This is a genomic window from Pseudomonas sp. WS 5078 (assembly GCF_012985745.1).
Classification (GTDB): domain Bacteria; phylum Pseudomonadota; class Gammaproteobacteria; order Pseudomonadales; family Pseudomonadaceae; genus Aquipseudomonas; species Aquipseudomonas lundensis_A.
Map to the genome: position 1 here is coordinate 21,384 of NZ_JAAQWX010000002.1, position 19,807 is coordinate 41,190.

The window sequence follows — 19,807 nt, forward strand, 5'->3', positions numbered from 1 at the left end:
GTCACCCATGCAAGACATCATCGACGGTTTCCTTAAATTTCAGCGCAATGCCTTCCCGGAACGTGCCGGCCTATTCAAAGGCCTGGCCAACCAACAGAGCCCACGGGCGTTGTTCATCTCTTGCTCAGACAGCGGGCTGGTACCGGAGCTGGTCACACAGCGGGAACCGGGCGACCTGTTTGTCATCCGCAACGCTGGCAACATCGTCCCGTCCTATGGCCCTGAGCCGGGCGGCGTGTCGGCCTCGGTGGAATATGCCGTCGCCGCCCTGAAAGTCAGCGACATCGTGATCTGCGGGCATTCCGACTGCGGTGCCATGACCGCCATCGCCACCTGCAAGTGCCTGGATCACATGCCCGCCGTGGCCGGCTGGTTGCGCTACGCCGATTCCGGTCGAGTGGTCAATGAGGCCCGTCAGCACGTCGACCAGCACGCCAAAGTCGCCTCGATGGTGCGGGAAAACGTCATCGCCCAGTTGGCCAATATCCAGACACATCCTTCAGTACGCCTCGCACTCGAAGAACAGCGCGTGACGTTGCATGGCTGGGTGTACGACATCGAAAGCGGCTGCATCCAGGCCTTCGATCGTCGCACCGGCACGTTCGTGCCACTGGCCGAAAACCCGACAGTTCGCGCTGTTTCGCACTAACCCTGATTTTTACCCACGGAGAACCCACCATGATCCAGTCACACATCAACCAAAACGCTCGCCATGCCCTGACCGACGTCATCTTGCTGGCCAAGGCCCGCAAAGACTTGTCGTTTGCACAAATCGCCGAAGGCACCGGCCTGCATGAAGCCTTCGTCACCGCTGCGTTGCTCGGTCAACACCCGCTGCCAGCCGAGGCCGCCCGTGTGGTTGCCGACACCCTGGGCCTCGACGCAGACGCTGTCCTTGTGCTGCAAAGCATTCCGCTGCGCGGCAGTATCGGTAACGGCATTCCCACCGACCCGACCATCTACCGCTTCTACGAAATGATTCAGGTCTACGGCACCACGCTCAAGGCGCTGGTTCACGAAAAATTTGGCGACGGCATCATCAGCGCCATCAACTTCAAACTGGACGTCAAGAAGGTCGATGACCCCGACGGCGGCTCCCGTGCGGTCATTACCCTGGATGGCAAGTACCTGCCGACCAAACCGTTCTGATCAATGCCCCATGGACCCGGCGCTTTATGGCTGCCGGGCTCCATTTTTCCGACAATCAGGAAGAGAGCTTCTGAGCATGAAAGCGTTACTTCTACTGATAGCCGGCGTGTTTAGCGCTGCGGCCATGGCCGACGAGCCGCTACCGGTTGAGCACTACAGCTATAGCCAGCACCTGGACATCGCTCACGTTATTTCTACCACTGAAATCGCCAATGTCTGCGCCGTCGTGCCAGTGCGCATGACCTATGAAGACTCCAAGGGCCAGAAACACATTCTTGAATACCGAGTGATGGGGAACGGCTGTTCCAACGGTTGAACCCCCAATTATTTGTTTTTCTACCGTTGCCCCGACGTGTCTGAGGGCAGCAACACAGAGGGCCTACGGCATGGATTTAATCTTTCGCAAGGTACGCATCGACGATGCCAAACCGCTGATGGACGTGGCGGTGCACGACGGCAAGATTATCGAGATTGCGCCGACCCTTTCAGTGCGCGCCACGCAGGAAATCGAAGGCCACAGCAACGTGCTGATCCCGGGGTTTGTCGAAGGGCACCTGCACCTGGAAAAAGCCAATATCATGCACCGCAAGGCCAATCGCTCCGGCACATTGAAAGAGGCCATAGCGGTTACCGCTGAACTTAAACCTACATTGACCCGTGACGACATCCTCGAGCGGTCGACTCAAGCACTGCGTGCATTGGTGCAGTCCGGCACCACCCACGTACGTGCCCACGCCGAATTCGACCCGGTGCAAGGCTTCACCGGTTTTGATGTGGTACTGGAACTGCGTGACACGTTGCGAGATGTCATCGACATCCAGGTAGTAGCTTTCCCGCAGGAAGGCATTCTGAAACTACCGGGCATGCAGGCAATGATGGTTGAGGCCATGGAAAAAGGCGCCGATGTCGTGGGCGGTATTCCCTACAACGATGACTCGGCCCATGAACACATCGACTATGTATTCGATCTGGCCAAGCACTACGGCAAGGACATCGACTTCCATCAGGACTTCGCTGACAACGCCGAGCACATGACCATTGAATACCTCGCGCGCAAGACGATCGAAGCCGGTTATCAAGGGCGCGTGTGTGTCGGTCACCTGACCAGCCTGGACGCGGTGCCGCCGCACAAACAGCAGGACATCATTGCCTTGATTCGCGAGGCCGGCATCAGCGTCATGTGCCTGCCCGCCACCGACTTGCACCTCGGTGCGCGCAGCGACGGTCATAACGTACGCCGTACACTGACGCCGGTGCGGGCACTGCGGGACGGGGGTGTGAATGTGTGTTTAGCCACCAACAATATCCGCAACGCCTTTACCCCCTTTGGCACCGGCGATTTGCTGAATATCGCGCAACTGGCGCTTCCGGCCTGTCACCTGGGCGGAGCGGATGACCAAGCCACGGTGTTGTCGATGCTGACCACGCATCCAGCAAAAGCGCTGGGGCTCAAGGACTATGGACTGGCGCCGGGTAAAGCCGCTGATTTGGTGTTGCTGGATACGCGATCGGTGGGCGACGTAATTCTCGACCTGCCTGCGCGGTTGATGGTGCTTAAGCGCGGAAAGATCGTGGCGACGTCGGTCTGTCAGCGCTCGGTGGTTTTCTGACTCTGGGCGTGGCCGGGCTAGAAACTCAGTCATCAGCGCGACGACCTTCAGCTCAATCACCCCCTTGTGGTCATTAACAAGCTCGCCCGTCACTGGACGGCCATTAGAGGTGTAAAGGTGCCAACGGCGCGAGCCCCAGCACCAGATCGGCACCCTTGTCGCCAATTACCACCGTTGTGGCATTGGTATTGCCGCAGATTAGATTGGGCATGACCGATGCATCAATTACCCGCAAACCGTCTACCCCACGGACACGAAGATCAGGCGTGCAGACGGCCATCGGGTCATCTGCATGGCCCATGCGGCAAGTGCCCACGGGATGATAGGCGGTGGTAAGTAAAGGCTCCATCCAGGCTAGCCATTGTTTGTCGGTCTGCACCTCTGGGCCGGGTCGTACTTCAGTGTCGATCAGTCCGGCCAGCGCGGGCTGTTTCGCCATGTCCCGCAACCAGCGCAAAGCCCAGATCAGCGCGCGACGATCGCGGGCGTCGTGCAAGTAGTTCATGGTAATCGCCGGGTGCTGATCCATGTCGCGGCTTTTAAGGCGTATATGGCCGCGTGAGAACGGCCGTCCCTGTAAGGGCCCCAGCGTCATACCCTCGAAACTGTCCGGTTGTGCGGCCTTGTCGCCGTCACAATCGCTTTGGCCAGTCATTGGCAGGCCGAAAACCTGAATATCGTTGTACGCCAGATCTGGATCGCTCTTGAGGTAGCATCCGAATTGCGCGGGTGGGCTCGTCATCGGCCCGGTGCGATTCGCCAGATAGCGCAGTACCGAGCCTGCCAGGCCCAAGCCCCGGAACCGGCTGTTCATGCCGCGTACGCCCGGTTTTAACTTCCAGCACAACGGCGCACTCACATGGTCCTGCAGGTTTTCGCCCACGCCGGGCAAGTCCACAACAACCGGGATACCCAAGGCCTGTAACTGCGATGCCGGGCCGACGCCCGAGACCATCAGCAACTGAGGCGACTGTACGGCCCCGGCGCACACCAGAATCTCGCGCCGGGCCTTGGCGTGGCGAAGGGTGCCATCGGGCAGGGTATATTCCACGCCGGTTGCGCGGCGGTCTTCAAAGACAATGCGCTGCACCATAGCCCGCATCACCAGTTTTAAATTGGATCGAAGCAGTGCCGGCTCTATAGCATTGCTGGCTATTGAAGAGCGTTGGCCGTCACGGAAATTGACCTGGAAGACCCCGGCGCCCCTGGCTTGCCCATCATTGAAATCGTCGACCCGGTCCAGGCCTGCTTGTACGGCGGCGTCAATCATCGCGTGCGTCAGCGGGTGCACTGTCGGCAGGTCGCTCGCCCTGAGCGGACCGCCCTGGCCATGCCAGGCATTGTGAATGCGCTGCTGATCTTCGGTCCGCACAAAATGCGGCAACAGTTCCGGCCAACTCCAGCCCGTGGCCCCAGCCGCTACCCAATCGGCGTAATCGTGCTCGTGCCCCCGGATATAGATCATTCCGTTGATCGAGGACGAGCCGCCGACAAGCTTACCCCTGGGCATTTTCATGCGACGACCGCCCGCATACTTTTCCGGTTCGGTCTTATGCATCCATGAAAACGTAGGGCTGGAAGTCATCGCCCCCCAGCCAGCGGGCATACGGACTAAAAAATGCTTGTGGCTGCCGCCGGCTTCCAAGACCAGCACCCGGTACCGGCCGTCCTCGCTGAGGCGCGCCGCCAGGGTGCCGCCCGCCGAGCCGGAACCCACCACGATATAGTCAAAGGTGTCCGACAAGAGTGATCTCCCTGGCTTATGTTCAAAATATCCCTGCCTATTATTGGCTTGGCTCCCGCGTGAACCTGAAACCGGGCATTTAATCGTTCCACAGCCGTTCTGCCGGTGCTTACCTCTTTCGGACTAGCCGGTCTTCAGTAGGCAGCGTGGGTCACCTCCCAATGCTTTGCGCTGTTCACGGGAGATTGCCAATCATCGAAGCGCTGGCGTAAGGAAACAATATGGGTTGCTGCGCAGCGTAGTGGCCGAGTTGAAAGGTTGGCTTTAGCGGTTGGAAGAGTGAGGGTGCTACAAGTGCGACCCCATTACGTTGATGTCAGAAAAGTTGATCGGACTGAATGGCGCAGCGAAAACTAAAGCCGGGGGAATAGTGTTTCTAACCGGTTCTGGTGCAAGGCGCCGTCCAGTAAGAGCGCTGAGTATTGGGTCTTCGGGGTAGTTCGCCCCCCTAAAAATCCGAAGGGTTCCAGTATCGGGACCAGCCGAGTTAATCAATGAAGACATACATTAATAATCTGTGTCGTACCCGCCATTAACCCAGTCGGTGGCATTGTCAGTGAGGTTATAAATGCCCAATGGATTAGCGACAAAGCGATTAACGAGAAAAGTACGGCCTATGCCCGTCATTGCGACCGTAGCCTAAACGTCCATTGTCAGCGGTAAACATGACTCTATTTGAGTGTGATCTTCTATGACTACTGTTTGTTTTTTCCTACATTTACATCCGTTAGCGGACATCTGATTTTGATAGCTGCGAAGTGAGGATAAACGGTTTTATTCAAGGCGATTGGTCGCTTGTAAACGCTCATTTTAAAGTTGTGTTTTTGGGGTGACTGCGCAACTTCTTGCACACCTAAATGTGGATAAGTCTGTGGATACATGCCTGTAAGTATTGATTTAAAGGGCGCGCAGAAGGGTGCGCAACTTCTTGCACAGTACTGCGCAAGAAGTTGCGCACTTTTTACCTGTTTTTAGCGTCTATTAACCTTGCTTTTATTAAGTGATTTAGCTAACTGTTTGATATATATAATATCGAAATTAGTTGGCATGAATATTGATTGCTTACTTGTTGTCCGGCAAGCACTTTCGCCTGTCGGCACTCATTTATTAAACAAGGAAATCATCAATGGCTACTCCAGCGTATATGTCCGTCACGGGCACTAAACAAGGCCTTATCACAGCCGGTGCATTCACGGCTGATTCAGTCGGCAATACCTACCAGGAAGGTCATGAAGACCAGGTCATGGTTCAGGGCTTCAGCCACGAAGTGATCATTCCTCGCGACCCGCAATCGGGCCAACCGACCGGTCAGCGCGTACACAAGCCGGTGAAAATCACCAAAGTCTTCGACAAGTCGTCGCCGCTGCTGCTGGCAGCACTGACGTCGGGTGAGCGCCTGACCGAGATCACTATCCAGTGGTACCGCACTTCGGCTGCCGGTACGCAAGAGCATTACTTCACCACCAAACTTGAAGACGCGATCATCGTCGACATCAAGGACTACATGCACAACTGCCAGGATCCATCCAGTTCGCACTTCACCCATCTAGAAGACGTGGAGTTTACCTACCGCAAAATCACCTGGACCCACGAAGTGTCGGGCACGTCCGGTTCCGATGACTGGCGTGCACCGGTTGCGGCTATAGCGGGCTGATGAATAAAACACCCCGGTCACTGAGTGGCCGGGGTGCTACAAAAACTCACGTTTAAACGTAAGGACAAACCTATGTTTGCGCCCGCCAATACTGCGCATTTCACGTTGTCGATTCCCTATGTTCGTAACGATTTCAAAGTGCTTGCCTTTGATGGATTTGAAGCGATCAGTACGCTGTATGCGATCAAGGTGGAGTTGGTGAGCGAGCACCCTGATTTTGATTTGGAACGCTTGCTCAGCCAGCCAGCGTTTCTCCAGTTCGGCCTGAAAGGCGAGGGTATTCATGGCCGTATTGAAGATGTGCGAGTGGGCGAATCCGGTAAACGACTGACGCGTTACCACCTGACGTTGGTGCCTGCGTTGTATTACTTGCAGTACAGCGTTAACCAACGCATTTTCCAGCACCTGACAGTGACGCAGATTATCGCCCAGGTGCTTAAAGGGCATGGCATTCAAGCCCATGCGTATAGATTTCATGTGAATAAAAGCCCTGAGCGCGAATATTGCACTCAATACGGTGAAAACGATTTCGAATTCATTCAGCGCTTATGCAGTGAAGACGGAATTTCATGGCATCACCAGCACAGTGCGCAGGACCACCTGTTGGTGTTCACCGAGGACCAGACTTTTTTTCCAAAACTGGGAACGACTCAATACCAGCCAGGCAACGGACTGGTGGCCGATTGCCCGGTTGTCAGTCAGTTTTCAGTGCGCTTCAGCTCCCGCACCACCACGACGACACGGCGCAGTTACGATTTAAAACGTCCCAGTTTATTGCTTGAGAGCCAATTCACGGCCGAGTTCACCCCTGCGCTTGAGGATTACAGCTCTCCGGCACCCCTCGACAATGAAAAGCAGGGGCGGCAGATCGTTCGGCAAGCGCTGGAACGCCATCGTGCGGATTACAAAGTCGCTCAGGGGGAGAGTGACCAGCCGACCTTGCGCAGCGGTCACTTTCTCAACCTGAGCGAACACCCACGCAAGCACTACAACGATTTGTGGTTATTGCTGGGGGTTCGTCACGTGGGCAAACAGCCCCAAGTGCTTGAGGAGTCGATAACCAGCGACGTGACGTCTGGCGACGCCTTCACGCAAGGCTATTGCAACACCTTTAGCGCGATTCCTTGGGATGTTTTTTACCGCCCCCCGCTGGTGAAGCGTCCATCGTTCTTGGCCAGCCAGACCGCCCGTGTCACCGGGCCGGCCGGCGAAGAAATATTTTGCGACGAGTATGGGCGCGTCAAGGTCCAATTCCATTGGGATCGCGCCGAACAGGGAAACGATAAAAGCAGTTGCTGGCTACGGGTGTCATCGAGCTGGGCAGGGCAAGGATATGGCGCCGTGACGGTCCCGCGTGTCGGCATGGAAGTGGTCGTGACCTACCTGGAGGGCAATCCCGACAACCCCCTGATTACCGGCTGCGTGCCCAACAAGGTCACGCGCGCGCCTTACCCGTTGCCTGCTCATAAAACCAAAACCGTGATGCGCAGCGCCAGCTCGCCTGCCAGTGGCGGCTTCAACGAGCTGTCGATTGAGGATCGAAGCGGCCAGGAGCTGATTTATGTCCGCGCGCAGCGCGACATGGAGCAGCGGGTCGAGAACGACAGCCGACTGGAGGTCGGCAACGAACGCCGCGAAACCATCAAAGGCAACAGCATCGCTGTGCTGGAAGCTGAAGAACAGCGCACCGTCACGGCCGATCGCAAGGTGCAGCTCAAGGCCAACGATCATTTAGTGGTCGCGGGCAACAGCCATACCCGTGTCGGGCAAACGGTCGTGATCGAGGCCGGTCAACAGGTTCATCTCAAAGCCGGCGCGCAGCTGATTCTGGATGCGGGGGCCAGCATCACCCTCAAAGGCGGCGGTGAACACCTCGTCATTGGCGCAGGCGGTATTTTCAGCAGTACCGAGATTCAGCTCGGAGGCGCACCTGCCAGCGGGACGGCCGCTGCACCGGTGCTGCCAGGCATGCTTGAAGGCGTGTCAGTCCCTTCGGCATTGACCCTGCCGGATCTGGCGTTTTACCAACTGCAAGCCTTTGTGGGCACGTTGCTGCCGTTGCCAGGCTGTGCGCTCGACGCATCGGGCAACTGCCCCATCCACCAACAGGGCCAGACAGCATGATGACTTCGATTCCCTCGCCTTTTCAGGCGCCTGTGGCGCCGGGCATGGTGTGCGTGATTCTGGACGCCAGTTTCGATCCGGCCCTGCAAGAACAGGTCGAACAGCGCATGGGCCATGGCCTGGAGCGCTGTGTGCCGTTGTTTGACACAACGCCTTATGTCGGTCTGCAATCCGCCGGACCGTTCGCCGTGCTGTGCGCGATGAACGGGGCATTGTTGGCCTATGCCAGTGCCTTACTGGAGCGGGTCGATGCCGGGTGCGTGTTCTATCTGAAGAATGAACAACACCTCGACCCCGCGGTAGAGCACTGGCGCAGTCTGTTGACCGTCAGCAGTGAGGACACCCCGGCCCGCTTAATGCGTTTTTATGATCCGCGCTGGCTGGAACCGTTGCTGCGAAGCCTCAATGATGCCGAGCGTGTGCAGTTTATGGGACCGCTCACCGACATGGCCTGGCGCAACGAGCTGGGGTGGCGTCATCTGTCCCTTCCCCGGCCTGAGGCCGAGGTTCACAGGCTCAAACCTGGCTGGCTGCACCTGAGTCTTGAGCGTCAGCACCTGATGCAACAGCACCGTCTGCACCTGTTCGCCGTTCGGTTGGCCCGGGATTATCAGGCCGTGCTCTCGATGCCTGAGCCAGAGACGTTCGTGTATCGGCAACTGCTTGCCGCCCGGCAGGCCGGCTACCTGCAACTGGCCGACCTGGAGCGTTGGTTGAGGCTTGCACTGCGCAAGGGCGATGGCTTCTGGCGTCGCGCCCCTTTTAGCGAATTACTGGCACGTGAAGCCCTGAGCCTTGGCGACAAACTCAATGCGCTAGAGCGCCTCTGAACTACAAGGACAACGACAGATGAGCACGACGTACATCGTTAAATACGGCGATACATTGAGCGAGATTGCCCGGCAGCTCGGGGTCAAGATGGCAGACCTGCAAGCCCTTAACCCGTTTATTGCGGACCCGGATTTTCTCAGGGAAGGGTGGGCGTTGAGGCTCTCGGACACGCCTTCTCAACCATCACTGCCCCCACCCTCACATGACAAGAGCGCCACCTGCATCGCACTCATGGGGCAGACCGAGTGCGATGAAGAGCTGGTGGAAGTGGTGCACATCACCGGGGACCCTTACTTTTATGTACTGACTGAAAAACAGTGCAAAGCGTTGAAACAAGAAACCACCAGGGTTCAGGCCCTGATGGATGAACTGCATCAGAACCTCACAAACAGCCTGCCCGTGACGCAGTGTAAAAAACCACAGGCCCCTGACGCCGGGTGTACCTGCACCCGCTGCGTGAAAGAAGTGTGGTGCGCCAAGGCGCAATTGGCGGGCTTGCTGGTGCGTGAGCCCGGCCCCCAGGCAGACAACGCCGCACCGCTGACCTCCGAGAACGACCTGGAAGGCGAACTGGCGACGTTACAGCAGGCGCGTGACTGGTATCAGAACTATTCGCCAGCCAGCGCCTTGCATACGCGGGTTGAAAGCAACTGGGAGACATTGCAGGCGAAAAAAACCCAGGCACTCGACCTGCAGATCAGCAAACTGCAAGCCCAACTGGCAACGCAGCCAACAGCCGTGCGGGCTTCAGGCGCGTCCAATGCCGTCACCCCCGTCAGCTCAGACAGCGAGACCCATGCGAACGACGCTGCCCCCGACGCGAAGCATGGCAAGGGGCGCAGCAGCAGGCGTGAAGGTGGCATACAGAGCAGAACAGGGATACGCGTCCTGGAAATCAGTGTGTTTGGCGAGCCAGCCCGGCGTTACTACATCCCTTATCGGCAGATCACCGCATGGCATGTGCGCGTGTCGACCCGTGTCATGGCGGGAAAGCCGTTCAACAAGCAGTTGGCCAAAGACTTGATAAAAGACATCAAAGAAGCCATCAGCGACGGCCGCAAGGCAGGGCCGCTGGGCAATCTGGAACTCAAGATCGGGCTGTGGAACAGCCAGACCGACAACTTGCTCAACGCCTTGCACAAAGAGGTGGCATGGACGACCGATCAGAGCGGTGCCATGCCCTATGCCGTCTCTGCGGAGGCCCACGCGCTGCGATTTGCGGCCAGTGCGAGCGCTGGCGTCAATAGCTGGGAGCCCGAGGAGGGCAATATTGATGTCGGCGTCAAAGGCAGCGCCGCGTTTTCGCTGGGTGAAGGGTCTGTCACGTTCGACAGGTATTTCCCTGATAAAGGTGGCTACGTTGCCACCATGGCCTACCGCAATGCGTTGGGTGAAGAAGTCCTTCACCCGATGGGCGTGTTTCGCCTGGGCGGCAAGTTGGAACTGTCGTGTTTTGTCGGCGCCAAGTCACAGGTCGAAACGGGGGTCAACATCCAGTACAAACCGAGCGAAACACCGGCAGGCGCCACCGCGCTGTTAGGGCCTCCGACCATGGAGGTCGGGCGCAGTGGTTACGTCGGGGTCAAATGTGATGCCTTTGCCGGTGCTCAGACCGGAGGTGCCTTGAGTGGTTTCTTTGAATGGATTGAACCTGACGAAGGGGGCAACGCGATTACAGAGCCGGCGAGGGGCAATTGGGTCAAATTGGCCGAGGTGAAAATGGAAGGTAATGCTGCAGTAGGAATCGGCGGCAGTGGCGAATTCGGCATCAGTATTTCGAATGATCGGTTGGCGTTTAACTGCAAAGGATCCGTGGTATTAGGGCCGGGTGCCGGGGGCGGGTTTGGCACCGTGGTGGAACTGGATCAAGTCGGCAAGTTGGCATTGCTGTTTTGTAATGCGCTGGCTGATATGGATTACAGGCATCTTATTGGAGTGACAAAGGAGGCTTTCAGTTATATGACTTCAGGGCTTTATCAAGCTGCTATTTCTCGCATAGGCACATTTCAGCAAGTGTTTGAATATGGGGGTGGTGAAATGGCTAGATGGTGGCAAAAGAGGAGGGTGACAAGGTTCGAAGCAGCATCTTTAGCTGAATATTTAATCGCGCATAGAGACGATAAAGTCTTGCGCATTCGTGAGCAAAAAATTCCGTTGAGTGTGCTTCCCCCAGAAACTATTGGTCCTATGGTTTATTTGTTAACTGAAGGAGTCATCGCCACAGGCATTGGTAGCTTCAATGAAAAGCAGGAGCAGGCCTTGGTTATTCTTCTGTCCGAGGTGCGTCGCTGGCGACAATTCATCAAAGTGCTGGAGCATTGTTCGCGCGACGCGTCAAAGGTCAATGCTATGAACAGTCTGGAGCGAATCAACGCTTTACTTGATGGGTACGAGCAAAATGAGTTCAACCGTTTTATTGATAACCTGTCTATGAACCAGACATCAGATAAATCTGTTCGGATAGCCTGGTCTCCCAGCAATGCCTGGCGTAAAGAGAAAATATTGGTTGCTGCCCAGAGGAGCGGCCGGTTTGAAGGGCTAGTGTAAATTTTAGGCTGATGAAAAGGGCGCGATGCATGATATGCGCCCTTATTACTTCTTAACTAAATCTGCTGATCTGACTGAATTGCACAGCGAAAGCTATGCCCTGGCACATAGTGCTCTCTGTCAGGTCTTTGTGCCCAACGCCTTACTGTGCTAGAACTCAATAAAGGATCTTCAAGATAGCTTGAACCCCTAAGAATACGAAGTGTTCCAGTATCAGGGCCACTAGGATTCATGAGCTGTGAGATGCGGTAATAGTCTTTGTGGTACCAGTCGTTTACCCAGTCTGTGGCATTTCCAGTCAGATTGTAAATTCCCAAAGGGTTAGGAACCAAACTATCGACTGCAAAAGTGAGCCTTTTCCATTCACCTGAGACAGGATAATTTCGACCAAAGTCTAAACTTCCATTATCAGTGGCAAACATGACGTATTGACCCCGATTACGGGCGGCATATTCCCACTGAGCCTCAGTAGGCAGGTCCACAGGATAGCCACTCAACTTACCGAGCCAGCCACAATAGTCCTTCGCTTCCTGCCAGCTTTTTACCGGTGCGGGAAGGTTGGGAGCGTAAAAAACCTCCTGTAAATCCTCCCGATTACGATCTTCTGCATCAAACAACGGTTTGCCCTGAGCGATAAAGAACAGATCAAAATCGCCCAATGTAGTTTGGTATTTGGAGAAGGAGTAACTGCTCAGTTTGACGGGGTGAACGAATTTATTATCGGTCCCCATGCTCAAGGGGCCCATCCGCTCGGGGTCCATACCGCAAGGCCAGTCACACATGTTGGTGATATCAAAATTATGTGGCCAACCAAAATCCCCCATCTGGAACTCACCGCCTTCGACAAACACCATGTTGTCCAGAGACTTCACCACGGTGTTCAACAGTTGACCGCGAATTTCAGTGGACAGCTTGGGGTAAGTCCGCTCGATGGTTGCGGCTATTTCAGCGACTTTGTCCGCTGACAGTTTCTGGCTTTTTGGTAGAGCGGAAGTTTGTGCCTGGCAACCCATCAGCATGATCGATATACACAAAGGCAATACAGTTTTCTTTATCATGGGCATGTTCCTGTTTCAGGCAACGTGAGGGGGCTACAAATGCGACCTCATAATCTATTGTTAGAGAGGTTGATCAGATTGAATGGCACAGCGGAAACTAAAGCCAGGGGAATAGTATTTTCTAACCGGTTCTTGTGCCCAGCGTTTTACGGTGCTTGAACTAAGCAGCGGGTTTTCACCATACCCAGATCCTCTAAGAACTTTTAGTGTGCCTTTTTCGGGCCCAGCAGGGTTTGCCAGCGGGGAAACGCGGTAATAGTCTTTGTCGTACCAGTCATTAACCCAGTCAGTGGCATTGCCGGTGAGGTTGTAAATCCCCAAGGGGTTGGGAACCAGACTATCGACAGCAAAAGTGAGCCTTTTCCATTCACCTGAAACAGGATAATTTCGACCAACGTCCAAACTTCCATTGTCAGTGGCAAACATCACGTATTGACCCCTATTACGAGCAGCATATTCCCACTGAGCCTCAGTAGGCAGGTCAACAGGATAGCCACTCAACTTACCGAGCCATCCGCAATAGTCCTTCGCTTCCTGCCAGCTTTTTACCGGTGCGGGAAGGTTGGGAGCGTAAAAAATTTCTTGTAAATCCTCCCGATTACGATTTTCTGCATCAAACAACGGTTTACCCTGAGCGATAAAGAACAGATCAAAATCGCCCAAGGTTGTTTGGTATTTAGAGAAGGAGTAACTGCTCAGCTTGACGGGGTGAACGAACTTATTATCGGTTCCCATGCTCAGGGGCCCCATCCGCTCGGGGTCCATACCGCAAGGCCAGTCACACATGTTGGTGATATCAAAGTTATGTGGCCAACCAAAATCCCCCATCTGAAACTCACCGCCTTCGACAAACACCATGTTGTCCAGAGACTTCACCACGGTGTTCAACAGTTGACCGCGAATTTCAGTGGACAGCTTGGGGTAAGTCCGCTCGATGGTCGCCGCTATTTCAGCGACTTTGTCCGCTGACAGTTTCTGGCTTTTTGGCAGAACGGAAGTTTGTGCTTGGCAACCCATCAGCATGATCGATATACACAAAGGCAATAGAGTTTTCTTTATCACGGGCATGTTCCTGTTTCAGGCAACGTGAGGGCGCTATAAATACGGCCTCATTATGTTTATCTCAGAGAGGTTGATCGGACTGAATGGCGCAACGAAAGCTATGGCCTGGCGAGTAATATTCTCTGACAGGTTCTTTTGCCCAGCGCCGTACAGTACTTGAACTGAGAATTGGGTCTTCGGGGTAGTTCGATCCCCTAAGGACCCTAAGTGTTCCCTTCTCCGGCCCTCTAGGATTTATAAACGGAGAAACGCGATAATAGTCTTTGTCGTACCAGTCATTAACCCAGTCGGTGGCATTGCCGGTGAGGTTATAGATGCCCAAGGGGTTAGGGACAAAGCGATCAACGGAAAAAGTACGGCCTATGGACCGCTCGGGGTAATTGCGCCCATAGTCCAAACTGCCATTGTCAGTAGGGAACGCCACATACTGGCCACGGTTGCGGGCTGCATATTCCCACTGAGCCTCAGTAGGCAGGTCCACAGGATACCCACTCAACTTGCCGAGCCAGCCACAATAGTCTTTGGCTTCTTGCCAGCTTTTCACGGGCGCCGGGAGGTTGGGGGAGAAGTACTTCTCCTGTAATTCTTTCCGCTTTCGGTCTTCTGTATCAAACAACGGCTTTCCCTGAGCGATAAAGAACAGATCGAAATCGGCCAGTGTTGTCTGGTATTTGGAGAAGGAGTAACTGCTCAGTTTGACGGGGTGAACAAAATCATCATCGCCATCCATGCTGATGTGGCCCATGCGTTCGGGGTCAACGCCGCAAGGCCAGTCACATAGATTTTTAGGGTCATCGTCATATGGCCAACCAAAATCCCCCATCTGAAACTCACCGCCTTCGACAAACACCATGTTGTCCAGAGACTTCACCACGGTATTCAACAGTTGACCGCGAATTTCAGTGGACAACTTGGGGTAAGTCCGCTCGATGGTTGCGGCTATTTCAGCGACTTTGTCCGCTGACAGTTTCTGGCTTTTTGGTAGAACGGAAGTTTGTGCCTGGCAACCCATCAGCATGAGCGCTATACACAGAGGCAATACAGTTTTCTTTATCACGGGCATGTTCCTGTTTCAGGCAACGTGAGGGGGCTATAAATACGACCTCATCATATTTATGTCAGAGAGGTTGATTGGACTGAATGGCGCAACGAAAACTATGGCCAGGGTAATACCCATCATTCTCCGGCTTATCACTCCACCGCCTCACAGTACTAGAGCTAAGTACAGGATCTTCAAGAAACCCTGAGCCCCTGTGAATTCGAAGAGTACCCGTATCGGGACCGGTAGGGTTTATCAACGGTGAAACACGATAATAGTCTTTGTCGTACCAGTCATTAACCCAGTCGGTGGCATTGCCGGTGAGGTTATAGATGCCCAAGGGATTAGGAACAAAGCGATCAACGGAAAAAGTACGGCCTATGCCCGGTTCGGGGTAATTGCGCCCATAGTCCAAACTGCCATTGTCAGTGGCAAACATCACGTATTGACCCCTATTACGGGCGGCATATTCCCACTGAGCCTCAGTAGGCAGGTCCACAGGGTAGCCACTCAATTTACCGAGCCAGACACAATAGTCCTTGGCTTCCTGCCAGCTTTTTACGGGCGCCGGGAGGTTGGGGGAGAAGAGTTTCTCCTGTAGTTCTTCCCGCTTTCGGTCTTCTGCATCAAACAACGGTTTGCCCTGTGCGATAAAGAATAGATCAAAATCGCCCAATGTAGTTTGGTATTTGGAGAAGGAGTAACTGCTCAGTTTGACGGGGTGAACGAATTTATTATCGGTCCCCATGCTCAAGGGGCCCATCCGCTCGGGGTCCATACCGCAAGGCCAGTCACACATGTTGGTGATATCAAAATTATGTGGCCAACCAAAATCCCCCATCTGGAACTCACCGCCTTCGACAAACACCATGTTGTCCAGAGACTTCACCACGGTATTCAACAGTTGACCGCGAATTTCAGTGGACAACTTGGGGTAAGTCCGCTCGATGGTCGCCGCTATTTCAGCGACTTTGTCCGCTGACAGTTTCTGGCTTTTTGGCAGAACGGAAGTTTGTGCCTGGCAACCCATCAGTATGAGCGCTATACACAGAGGCAATACAGTTTTCTTTATCACGGGCATGTCCCATGCGTGCTTGGAAGTGGGGGTGATCTTAACACTTATAAGGCGTCGAAGTTATCGTCACGAGCATTGTTGTGTCAGGCGCGCGATGAAGTAGTGTGTAGGTCCTTGATGTACTTGAATAAAAAAGCTTTATCCCTTTTTAGATAATTAGTGGGTGATCAGGGTAATAGTAAATAATTGTCTGATTACTAAGTAAGAATTGTCTTATATAGTAATTGTCATCCTTGCTACAGGCTCTGCCTTATTCCCGTTGTGTATTCGTTTAAATACTCACCGGTTAAGTGTGGTTTGGGGGGAAGGCTGTAAGTGTCACGATGATTTGTAGCGCTCGTTAACCCTGTGTAGCCACCGGGACACCACGTCTAACTCGCTGTCAGTAAACCCTTGGATCAGTTTGATATTCAGCAGGCCGATTTGACCATGGGATCTGCCAGTCCGGTTATGACGGGCAGAGGGGGCAGGTCTGGGAGCGGGATGGCGTTCAAGGCTACTCAAGGTGCAGAGCCAACACGTAGACCAACTCCTGGGGGACCTCCCTGTGCCTGCCTGTTGCACGTGTTCAACCTGCGTTCTGTGCCAGGGTTTCGCACAGTTCCACCAGTGCTCGCTTCAACAGATTCCCCGCATGGCTGAGGCCATTTTGGCCGTAGAGCGCCAGAAATACGCCTTGTATATCAGGCAGGCCACTGTCGGCTTCCAGCACCTTATGTTCGTCACTGATGACCCGCACAGGCAGCAGGCTGACGCCCACTCCCGCCGCCACGGCCGCGCACACACTGGCCAGGCTTGCGCTGGAGTAGTTGATGCGCCAGCGCCACCCGGCGACTTCCAGGTGGTGCAGCATCTCGTTGCGGTACAAACCGCCGACCGGAAATGCCACCAGCGGCAACGGATCACGCCCCAACGCGGGCATGGCACGACTGTCTACCCAGCACATGGGTTCCGGCCAGCAGGCGAGGCAATCAACCCCTTGCCCCATCTGTTTGACCAGCAGCAGATCGAACTCCCCCTCACGGTAAAGACGCAGCAGCTCGGGGCCTAATCCGCTGGTGACTTCCAGGCGTACGCCAGGATGCTCCCGGCCGAACCGCGAGAGGATGGGCATCAAGCGTTCAGCCGCAAAGTCCTCCGGTACCCCCAGGCGTAAAACGCCTTCGCTTTTAAGGTCCAGAAGCACGTCGCGCGCTTCTTCTTGCAGCGCCAGGATACGGCGAGCATAGGTCAACAACCGTTCACCTTCAGGTGTCGCCCTCACGTGCCGTTGTTCGCGGTCCAGCAACGTGCAGCCCAGGTTGCTTTCAAGGCGGCGAATTTGCTGGCTGACCGTGGATTGGGTGAGGTGCAAACGCTGCGCTGCCCGGGTGAAATTGGCGCAGTCCACGACTGCAACAAAACTGCGCAACAGGATCGGATCGAACATCGCTACCGCCATTCACAATGCCACTGGAGGGCATATTTATATTTAATTTCAGAATGCCAAGCGGGCTCACCATACTGGTTTTCCCTGCAATTGATAAGAGGCCATGAACATGGGTGTTCAGCCATGTAAATACGGTGCATGGGCCGTGGGAATGCTGATGATGGGTGTCGTGATGGCGAATGAGAACGATCTGTTGGCTGCAGTGAGGGAAGGCGAGCCGGGGAGGGTGCAGCAGCTGATCACTGCCGGTGCTGACCTTGGTGCCCCTACAGAGGATGGCAGCAGCGCACTGCTGCTGGCCACTCGCGCAAACCGGATCGAGATTGCCAAGGCGTTAATGGACGCCGGGGCCGACGTTAACCAGAAGAACCTGAGCCAGGACAGCCCCTACCTGTTGGCGGGGGCGAGCGGCCACAACGAGATCTTGCAACTCGCGCTGGTTCACGGGGCAGACCTGAAAAGCACCAACCGGTATGGTGGCACCGCGTTAATCCCGGCGTGCGAGCGTGGCCATGTCGAAACGGTGCGCCTGCTGATTGCGGCGGGTGTTGACCTGAACCATGTCAATCGGCTGGGTTGGACCTGTTTGTTGGAAGCCATTGTGCTGTCTGACGGCGGGCCTGCGCATCAGCACATTGTCAGTCAGTTGATTGATGCTGGCGCCGACCTGAATCTGCCTGACCGCCAGGGGGTGACCCCGTTACAACATGCCCAACAGCGCGGTCAACGCGTTATAGCCCAATTACTGCGCGCGTCTGGCGCGCATTGACTCAGCTCGAGGACTCGCCATGTGTGACGATGATTTTTACCTGCAACGCGCCGTGCAATTGGCCTCCCATAACGTAGCCGCAGGCGGCAGGCCGTTCGGCGCCGTGTTGGTGAAAGACGGTCAAGTGATCAGCGAAGCCACCAATTCAATCCATATCAGTCAGGACCCCACCGCGCATGCCGAATTACTGGCAATACGCGCTGCCAGCCAACACTTGGGCCCACACCTTGCGGGGTGTGTGATGTACGCCAGTGGCCAGCCTTGCCCCATGTGTTTAAGTGCGATGCATTTGTGCGGCGTCTCGAGGGTGGTGTATGCCGCGAGCAACGAACAGGCGCAGCCCTATGGTTTGTCCACTGCGCGCGTTTATGAACAGATGGCGTTGCCGCTGTGTCAGCAGGCCTTGCCGGTTGAGCACGTTGCGCAACCGGCCATGATCGCTATTTATCGTGACTGGCAGGCGCGCCATGCGGCTGGATAAAGCCACGTGGCGGGTGGTTGCCCAGTGGGCTTTGCTGATTGTGCTGGGCCTCAATTTGCGCCCGATCCTCAGTTCAGTCAGCCCGTTGTTGATGGAGATTCGTGCGGCCACGGGCATGAGCTTTCAAAGCAGCGCCTGGCTGACCAGCTTGCCGGTGGTGTGCATGGGCCTCGTGGCCTTGCTCGGAACGCGTCTGCACGCTGGTTTGGGCGAGCGCCATGGGGTGGCGTTGGGCCTGTCAATGATCCTTGGGGCATGCGGCTGGCGTTTCTATGGCCAGCACGCCGAGGTGTTGATCGCCACGGCCTTGTTGGGCGGGTTGGGTGTGGCGCTGATTCAAGTACTGGTGCCGGTACTGATCAAGCGTCAATTCCAGCACCGCGTTTCGCTGGCGTTGGGCGTGTACAGCGCATCGCTGATGGCCGGTGGCGGATTGGCTGCGCTGGTCAGTCCGCGGGTGGCGGGCCACTTCGAGCATTGGCAGAGCGGTTTGGGCATCTGGCTGATCCCGGCAGCGGTGGCCTTGGTCATGTGGTGGCGGCTCCCTTTTGCGGATGCCGTCCAGCCGCTAGCCTCGGCGCCAGCACGTGTGTGGCTTAAGCGCCGGGCGTGGTTGTTGGCGTTGTACTTCGGACTCGTAAACTGCGGTTACATGAGCATGGTCGCCTGGTTGCCCGCGTATTACGTGCAAATGGACTGGAGCGCGACACGCAGCGGCTCGCTGCTGGCGTTCATGACCGTATTCCAGGTTATCGCTGCCTTGGTGATGCCCGCGCTGGCGCACCGCAGCCATGACCGGCGACCGTTATTGATGATCAGCCTGGCAGCCCAACTGTCGGGCTATGCCGGGTTGGTGTTGTGGCCGCTGGGGGCGCCGCATCTTTGGGTTGCCTTGATCGGGTTCGGCTTAGGGGCGTGTTTTGCACTGAGCCTGATTTTGACGCTCGATCATTGCCGCAAGCCGAGCGAAGCCGGACAACTCGGGGGCTTTGTCCAAGGTGCGGGCTTTTTGATCAATGCCGTATCCCCGTGGATGACGGGCTGGCTTCGGCAGCTCACCGGGGAATTTGCCAGTGCCTGGTGGGTGCTGGTGATAGCGGTGTTTTCGATGATGCTGCTGACACGCATTTTCAGGCCGGCCAATATCAGCCAAACGGTGTTTTCTGCACAGCAAACCCCATACAAGGCGTCTGAGGTCGGGAACATGGGGTAGCACAACGCGTTACTTAAACGGT

General features: G+C 55.6%; 17 protein-coding genes. 11 read left to right on the plus strand and 6 right to left on the minus strand.

Features of this window, described 5'->3' with window-relative positions:
- The first annotated feature begins 7 nt into the window (after positions 1-7).
- The 4 genes from HBN68_RS03320 (at position 8) to HBN68_RS03335 (ending at position 2,759) form a co-directional block, all read left to right on the plus strand.
- Positions 8-649 carry a carbonic anhydrase gene (locus HBN68_RS03320; RefSeq protein WP_169962595.1) on the plus strand — a complete coding sequence of 214 codons (642 nt, stop codon included), beginning with the start codon at positions 8-10 and terminating at the stop codon, positions 647-649.
- Positions 650-678: 29 nt separating this feature from the next.
- On the plus strand, positions 679-1,149 hold the full coding sequence (gene cynS, locus HBN68_RS03325) for a cyanase (protein WP_169962597.1): 471 nt from the start codon (positions 679-681) through the stop codon (positions 1,147-1,149).
- Positions 1,150-1,225: 76 nt separating this feature from the next.
- Complete coding sequence (locus HBN68_RS03330; RefSeq protein ID WP_169962599.1) at positions 1,226-1,465, plus strand: DUF2790 domain-containing protein; 240 nt, start codon at positions 1,226-1,228, stop codon at positions 1,463-1,465.
- A gap of 70 nt (positions 1,466-1,535) precedes the next feature.
- Positions 1,536-2,759, plus strand: coding sequence for an amidohydrolase family protein (locus HBN68_RS03335; RefSeq protein WP_169962601.1), 1,224 nt, complete (start codon positions 1,536-1,538; stop codon positions 2,757-2,759).
- A 103-nt stretch (positions 2,760-2,862) separates the two neighbouring features.
- On the opposite strand, the gene HBN68_RS03340 is transcribed toward HBN68_RS03335, so the two are convergent.
- Complete coding sequence (locus HBN68_RS03340) at positions 2,863-4,503, minus strand: GMC family oxidoreductase N-terminal domain-containing protein (protein WP_169962603.1); 1,641 nt, start codon at positions 4,501-4,503, stop codon at positions 2,863-2,865.
- A gap of 1,126 nt (positions 4,504-5,629) precedes the next feature.
- Between HBN68_RS03340 and HBN68_RS03345 the strand changes: the two genes are divergently transcribed.
- The 4 genes from HBN68_RS03345 to HBN68_RS03360 all read left to right on the plus strand — a co-directional run bounded on the left by HBN68_RS03345 (position 5,630) and on the right by HBN68_RS03360 (position 11,659).
- The gene (locus HBN68_RS03345) at positions 5,630-6,157 is read left to right on the plus strand and encodes an Hcp family type VI secretion system effector (RefSeq protein ID WP_169962605.1); all 528 of its coding nucleotides are present in this window, start codon (positions 5,630-5,632) and stop codon (positions 6,155-6,157) included.
- Between the two features lie 72 nt (positions 6,158-6,229).
- Complete coding sequence (tssI, locus tag HBN68_RS03350; RefSeq protein ID WP_169962607.1) at positions 6,230-8,281, plus strand: type VI secretion system tip protein TssI/VgrG; 2,052 nt, start codon at positions 6,230-6,232, stop codon at positions 8,279-8,281.
- Positions 8,278-9,111, plus strand: coding sequence for a DUF4123 domain-containing protein (locus tag HBN68_RS03355; RefSeq protein ID WP_169962610.1), 834 nt, complete (start codon positions 8,278-8,280; stop codon positions 9,109-9,111). The genes tssI and HBN68_RS03355 overlap by 4 nt, the downstream gene beginning before the upstream one ends.
- A gap of 19 nt (positions 9,112-9,130) precedes the next feature.
- Positions 9,131-11,659 (plus strand): LysM domain-containing protein, encoded by a 2,529-nt coding sequence (locus tag HBN68_RS03360; protein WP_169962612.1) that lies wholly within the window; start codon positions 9,131-9,133, stop codon positions 11,657-11,659.
- A gap of 56 nt (positions 11,660-11,715) precedes the next feature.
- On the opposite strand, the gene HBN68_RS03365 is transcribed toward HBN68_RS03360, so the two are convergent.
- The 5 genes from HBN68_RS03365 to HBN68_RS03385 form a co-directional block, all read right to left on the minus strand.
- Complete coding sequence (locus HBN68_RS03365; RefSeq protein WP_169962616.1) at positions 11,716-12,717, minus strand: SUMF1/EgtB/PvdO family nonheme iron enzyme; 1,002 nt, start codon at positions 12,715-12,717, stop codon at positions 11,716-11,718.
- Positions 12,718-12,777: 60 nt separating this feature from the next.
- Positions 12,778-13,779 carry an SUMF1/EgtB/PvdO family nonheme iron enzyme gene (locus HBN68_RS03370; protein WP_346010189.1) on the minus strand — a complete coding sequence of 334 codons (1,002 nt, stop codon included), beginning with the start codon at positions 13,777-13,779 and terminating at the stop codon, positions 12,778-12,780.
- A 61-nt stretch (positions 13,780-13,840) separates the two neighbouring features.
- Positions 13,841-14,836 (minus strand): SUMF1/EgtB/PvdO family nonheme iron enzyme, encoded by a 996-nt coding sequence (locus HBN68_RS03375; protein WP_346010190.1) that lies wholly within the window; start codon positions 14,834-14,836, stop codon positions 13,841-13,843.
- A gap of 61 nt (positions 14,837-14,897) precedes the next feature.
- Complete coding sequence (locus HBN68_RS03380) at positions 14,898-15,893, minus strand: SUMF1/EgtB/PvdO family nonheme iron enzyme (RefSeq protein ID WP_346010191.1); 996 nt, start codon at positions 15,891-15,893, stop codon at positions 14,898-14,900.
- Positions 15,894-16,461: 568 nt separating this feature from the next.
- Positions 16,462-17,322, minus strand: coding sequence for a LysR family transcriptional regulator (locus tag HBN68_RS03385; protein WP_094994379.1), 861 nt, complete (start codon positions 17,320-17,322; stop codon positions 16,462-16,464).
- 109 nt (positions 17,323-17,431) lie between these two features.
- Between HBN68_RS03385 and HBN68_RS03390 the strand changes: the two genes are divergently transcribed.
- Genes HBN68_RS03390 through HBN68_RS03400 form a run of 3 tightly spaced genes read left to right on the plus strand, consistent with a single transcriptional unit; the run spans position 17,432 to position 19,785 of the window.
- Positions 17,432-18,091: an ankyrin repeat domain-containing protein gene (locus HBN68_RS03390; RefSeq protein WP_169962639.1), complete on the plus strand. Its 660-nt coding sequence runs from the start codon at positions 17,432-17,434 to the stop codon at positions 18,089-18,091.
- 19 nt (positions 18,092-18,110) lie between these two features.
- Positions 18,111-18,572 carry a nucleoside deaminase gene (locus tag HBN68_RS03395; protein ID WP_094994378.1) on the plus strand — a complete coding sequence of 154 codons (462 nt, stop codon included), beginning with the start codon at positions 18,111-18,113 and terminating at the stop codon, positions 18,570-18,572.
- The gene (locus tag HBN68_RS03400) at positions 18,559-19,785 is read left to right on the plus strand and encodes a CynX/NimT family MFS transporter (RefSeq protein WP_169962642.1); all 1,227 of its coding nucleotides are present in this window, start codon (positions 18,559-18,561) and stop codon (positions 19,783-19,785) included. The genes HBN68_RS03395 and HBN68_RS03400 overlap by 14 nt, the downstream gene beginning before the upstream one ends.
- Positions 19,786-19,807: the final 22 nt, after the last annotated feature.

Coding starts and splice junctions, on each gene's coding strand:
- HBN68_RS03355 (WP_169962610.1), top strand. CDS start 8,278: ATGATGACTTCGATTCCCTCGCCTTTTCAGGCGCCTGTGGCGCCGGGC.
- HBN68_RS03360 (WP_169962612.1), top strand. CDS start 9,131: ATGAGCACGACGTACATCGTTAAATACGGCGATACATTGAGCGAGATT.
- HBN68_RS03390 (WP_169962639.1), top strand. CDS start 17,432: ATGGGTGTTCAGCCATGTAAATACGGTGCATGGGCCGTGGGAATGCTG.
- HBN68_RS03320 (WP_169962595.1), top strand. CDS start 8: ATGCAAGACATCATCGACGGTTTCCTTAAATTTCAGCGCAATGCCTTC.
- HBN68_RS03330 (WP_169962599.1), top strand. CDS start 1,226: ATGAAAGCGTTACTTCTACTGATAGCCGGCGTGTTTAGCGCTGCGGCC.
- HBN68_RS03400 (WP_169962642.1), top strand. CDS start 18,559: ATGCGGCTGGATAAAGCCACGTGGCGGGTGGTTGCCCAGTGGGCTTTG.
- HBN68_RS03335 (WP_169962601.1), top strand. CDS start 1,536: ATGGATTTAATCTTTCGCAAGGTACGCATCGACGATGCCAAACCGCTG.
- HBN68_RS03345 (WP_169962605.1), top strand. CDS start 5,630: ATGGCTACTCCAGCGTATATGTCCGTCACGGGCACTAAACAAGGCCTT.
- cynS (WP_169962597.1), top strand. CDS start 679: ATGATCCAGTCACACATCAACCAAAACGCTCGCCATGCCCTGACCGAC.
- HBN68_RS03395 (WP_094994378.1), top strand. CDS start 18,111: ATGTGTGACGATGATTTTTACCTGCAACGCGCCGTGCAATTGGCCTCC.
- HBN68_RS03385 (WP_094994379.1), bottom strand. CDS start 17,322: ATGTTCGATCCGATCCTGTTGCGCAGTTTTGTTGCAGTCGTGGACTGC.
- HBN68_RS03365 (WP_169962616.1), bottom strand. CDS start 12,717: ATGATAAAGAAAACTGTATTGCCTTTGTGTATATCGATCATGCTGATG.
- tssI (WP_169962607.1), top strand. CDS start 6,230: ATGTTTGCGCCCGCCAATACTGCGCATTTCACGTTGTCGATTCCCTAT.